This window comes from Micromonospora sp. D75 (genome assembly GCF_018070405.1).
Classification (GTDB): domain Bacteria; phylum Actinomycetota; class Actinomycetes; order Mycobacteriales; family Micromonosporaceae; genus Micromonospora; species Micromonospora chalcea.
In genome coordinates, this window is the sequence record NZ_JAGPXV010000499.1 from 1 (window position 1) to 4,556 (window position 4,556).

At 71.4% G+C, this 4,556-nt stretch carries 1 protein-coding gene; it reads left to right on the plus strand.

The genetic code is table 11. From position 1 onward, the window contains the following. Positions 1 to 55: 55 nt before the first annotated feature. Positions 56 to 4,556: SDR family NAD(P)-dependent oxidoreductase (locus tag KBX39_RS24045; RefSeq protein WP_312247480.1), on the plus strand; the 4,501-nt coding region annotated here is incomplete at its 3' end.

A 4,556-nucleotide genomic window follows, 5' to 3' on the forward strand; every position in this document is an offset into this window, starting at 1 on the left:
GGCGGGGTTGTTCGCGGTTGAGGTGGCGTTGTGGGAGTTGCTCGCGTCGTGGGGTGTGCGGGCTGATTTCCTGGCGGGTCATTCGATCGGTGAGGTGACGGCGGCGTACGTGTCGGGGATGTTGTCGCTGTCGGACGCCTGTTCCCTGGTGGCGGCGCGGGGCCGGTTGATGCAGGCGTTGCCGGCCGGTGGCGTGATGGCGGCCGTCGGTGCGTCGGAGGAGGCTGTCGCCGAGCTGCTCGGCGTGACCGGCGTGGCGGTGGACGTGGCGGCGGTGAACGGTCCGGCGTCGGTGGTGGTGTCGGGTGCCGCCGGTGAGGTCGCTTCGGTGGTGGCGGCCTGCCGTGAGCGGGGTTGGCGGGTCAAGGAACTGGCGGTCAGTCACGCGTTCCATTCGCGGTTGATGGATCCGATGCTGGACGAGTTCGCGTCGGTGGTGGCGGGGCTCGACTGGCGGGTGCCGCGGATCCCGATCGTGTCGAACGTGACCGGCGCGGTCGCGGACGCCGCAGAGATCACCGAGCCCGGCTACTGGGTGCGGCACGTGCGGCAGCCGGTGCGCTTCGCCGACGGGGTGGCGGCGTTGCGGGCACAGGGGGTGGACACCTTCCTGGAGATCGGCCCGGACGCGGTCCTCACCGCCATGGCCGCCGAGGCGGACACCGCCGACGACGTGCGGTACGTCGCCACGCTGCGCCGCAGTCAGCCCGACGTCACCACCCTCACCACTGCCGCCGGGCAGCTCTGGGCCGCCGGCGTGGCCGTCGACTGGGCGGCGTACCTCGGCCAGACCGGCACCCGGCCGCGCGCGGTGGAACTGCCCACCTACGCCTTCGACAGGCAGCGCTACTGGCTGGAGGACCCCCAGCCCGGCTCGGCTCCGGAGCGGGCCGACGCCCCGTCCGACGAGCAGTTCTGGGCGGCGGTCGAGTCCGGGGACCTCGGCGTGCTTGGCGAGGATCTCGCCGTGGGCGCGGACGAGCCGTCCACGGCGCTGCTGCCCAAGCTCGCCCGGTGGCGGCGGGCGACGCAGCAGCGGGCGGTCGTCGACTCCTGGCGGTACCGGGCGACGTGGCGTACGGCCGCCGTGCCGGACTCCGCGACGTTGGCGGGAACCTGGCTGCTGCTGATGGCGCCCGGGCAGGAGGACCACCCGGTGGCCGCGGCGCTGGCTGCCCGGGCCGACCGGGCGGTCCCGGTGCTGATCCCGGCCGGCGCCGACCGCGACCGGGTGGCGCGGCTGCTGCTGGAGGCGATGAGCTCCGACGCCCGGGACGCCCACGTGGTGTCCCTGCTGTCGCTGGCCGAGCCGCGGGAGGCGTCCCCGGTTCCGGCCGCCGCCGAGGTGTCGACGGCGCTGGCCGTGGTGCAGGCGCTGACCGACGTCGGTGGGTCGGGCCGGTTGTGGTGGCTGACGCGCAGGGCGGTGTCGGTCGGCGACTCGGACGAGCTGGCGGATGTCGCGGGTTCTGCGGTGTGGGGTTTGGGTCGGGTGGTGGGTTTGGAGGTGCCGTTGCGGTGGGGTGGTTTGGTGGATTTGCCGGGTGTGTTGGGTGGGGGTGTGTGGGGTTGGTTGTGTGGGGTGTTGTTGTCGGGGGTTGAGGATCAGGTGGCGTTGCGGTCGTCGGGTGTGTTTGTGCGGCGGTTGGTGCGTGCGGGTTGTCCGGCGGGTGCGGGTGCGGGTGCGGGTGGTGGTGGTGGTGGTTTTCGGTTGTCGGGGACGGTGTTGGTGACGGGTGGTACGGGGGCGTTGGGTGCGCGGGTGGCGTTGTGGGCGGTGGGTGTGGGTGCGGAGCATGTGGTGTTGGTGAGTCGGCGTGGTGGTGGTGCGGCGGGTGTGGGTGAGTTGGTGGGGCGGTTGGAGGGTGTGGGTGTGCGGGTGTCGGTGGTGGGTTGTGATGTGGCGGATCGTGGTGCGGTGGCGGGGTTGTTGGGGGATTTGGTGGGTCGGGGTGAGCGGTTGCGGGCGGTGGTGCATGCGGCTGGTGTGGCGCAGTTGACGCCGTTGGGTGAGGTGGGTGTGGGTGAGGTGGAGGAGGTGTTGCGGGCGAAGGTTGGTGGTGCGGTGGTGTTGGATGAGTTGACTGCTGGTTTGGATTTGGATGCGTTTGTGGTGTTTTCGTCGATTGCGGGGGTGTGGGGTTCTGCGGGTCAGGTGGGGTATGCGGCGGCGAATGCGTTTGTGGATGGGTTGGTGGTGTCGCGGCGTGGGCGTGGGTTGGTGGGGACGTCGGTGGCGTGGGGGCCGTGGGCTGAGGCGGGTATGGCGGTGGGGGTGGCGGGGGAGCAGTTGAGTCGGCGTGGTTTGCCGGGGATGGCTCCGGAGTTGGCGGTGGCGGCGTTGCAGCGGGCGCTGGATGGTGGTGAGGGGCAGGTGGTGGTGGCGGATGTGCGGTGGGATCGGTTTGTGCCGTCGTTCACGGCGTTGCGTCCGTCCCGGTTGTTCACCGACATCCCCGAAGCACAGGCGGCGATCGAGGCGGCGTCCCGAGCCGAGACCGGCCCCACCGACCGGGCCTCCGCACTGCGCGAGCGGCTCGCGGCCCTGACGCCGCCGGAGGTCGAGGCGTCCCTCCTGGACCTCGTACGCTCCCAGGTCGCCACGGTGCTCGGCCACGCCACCGTGGAGGCGGTGCGGCCGGACCGGGCGTTCCAGCGCCTCGGCTTCGACTCGCTCACCGCAGTCGAGCTGCGCAACCGGCTGACCGCCGAAACCGGCCTCGCGTTGCCCTCCACCCTCGTCTTCGACCACCCGACGCCGGCCGCCCTGGTCGCCTTCATCCGGGAGACCGTGCTCGGAGCATCGGGCGACGCGCCGGCCGACCGCAGGGTCGCCACCGTCGACGACGACCCGATCGTGATCGTCGGCATGGGCTGCCGCCTCCCGGGTGGCGTCGCGTCCCCGGAAGAACTGTGGCAACTGCTCGCCACCGGACGCGACGGCATCTCCGAGTTCCCCCTCGACCGGGGCTGGGACAGCTTCCTCAGCAGCGGCCTGTCCGACACGTCCTTCGCCCGCAGGGGCGGCTTCGTCTACGACGCCGGCGAGTTCGACGCCGAGTTCTTCGGCATCTCGCCGCGGGAGGCGCTCGCCATGGACCCGCAGCAGCGGCTGCTGCTGGAGACCTCGTGGGAGGCCGTCGAGTCGGCGGGCATCGACCCGACCACCCTGCGGGGCGGCGCGGTCGGCGTCTTCGCCGGGGCCAGCTTCCAGGGGTACGCCAGCGGGTCGGTCGGTCGGGCCCAGGAGGTCGGCGGCCACCTGCTCACCGGCAACGCGACAAGCGTGTTGTCGGGCCGGGTGGCGTACTCGTTCGGTTTCGAGGGGCCGGCGGTGACTGTGGACACGGCGTGTTCGTCGTCGCTTGTGGCGTTGCACCTGGCGGCGCAGGCGCTGCGGTCCGGCGAGTGTGACCTCGCCCTGGCCGGCGGCGTCACCGTGATGGCCTCACCGGGCACGTTCGCCGAGTTCTCGATCCAGGGCGGCCTGTCCGCCGACGGCCGCTGCAAGTCGTTCTCGGACGCCGCGGACGGCACGGGCTGGTCCGAGGGCGTCGGCGTGCTGGTGGTGCAGCGGTTGTCGGATGCGCGGCGTGACGGGCGTCGGGTTCTGGCGGTGGTGCGGGGTTCGGCGGTGAATCAGGATGGTGCGTCGAATGGTTTGACGGCGCCGAATGGTCCGTCGCAGCAGCGGGTGATCCGGCAGGCGCTGGCGAGTGCGGGTTTGTCGGCGGCTGATGTGGATGTGGTGGAGGCGCACGGTACGGGTACGTCGTTGGGTGATCCGATCGAGGCGCAGGCGTTGTTGGCGACGTATGGGCAGGGTCGGGATGTGCCGTTGTTGTTGGGGTCGGTGAAGTCGAACATCGGTCACACGCAGGCGGCTGCGGGGGTGGCTGGGATCATCAAGATGATCTTGGCGATGCGGTACGGGACCGTGCCGGCGACGCTGCACGTGGATGTGCCGTCGTCGCATGTGGATTGGTCGTCGGGTGCGGTGGAGTTGGTGACGTCTTCGCGTGAGTGGCCGGGTGTGGAGCGTCCCCGGCGGGCGGGTGTGTCGTCGTTCGGCATCTCGGGGACCAATGCGCACGTGGTCCTGGAGCAGCCGGAGCCCGAAGCCGTCCCCGAGGTCGCGGCGGAGCCGGAGTCTGCCCCGGCGTCTGCCGGGGGCGCTTCCGTGGCTTTGCCGGTGCCGTGGGTGCTGTCGGGGCGTTCGGAGCGGGGTCTGTCGGGTCAGGCGGGGCGGCTGGGGTCGTTCGTGCGTGGTCGTGGTCTGTCGCCGGTGGATGTGTCGTGGTCGTTGGTGACGTCGCGGGCTGCGTTGGAGTATCGGGCGGTGGTGTGGGGCTCGGACGTGGACGAGCTGGTGGCCGGGCTGTCGGCTGTTGCCGAGGGCCGGTCTGCGGGTGTGGTGTCGGCGGGTCGTCGGGCGGTGTTGTTCACGGGTCAGGGTTCGCAGCGTGTGGGTATGGGCCGGGAGTTGTACGAGGCGTTCCCGGTGTTCGCGGCGTCGTTCGACGAAGTGTGCGCGGAGATTGATCCGCGTCTGCCGC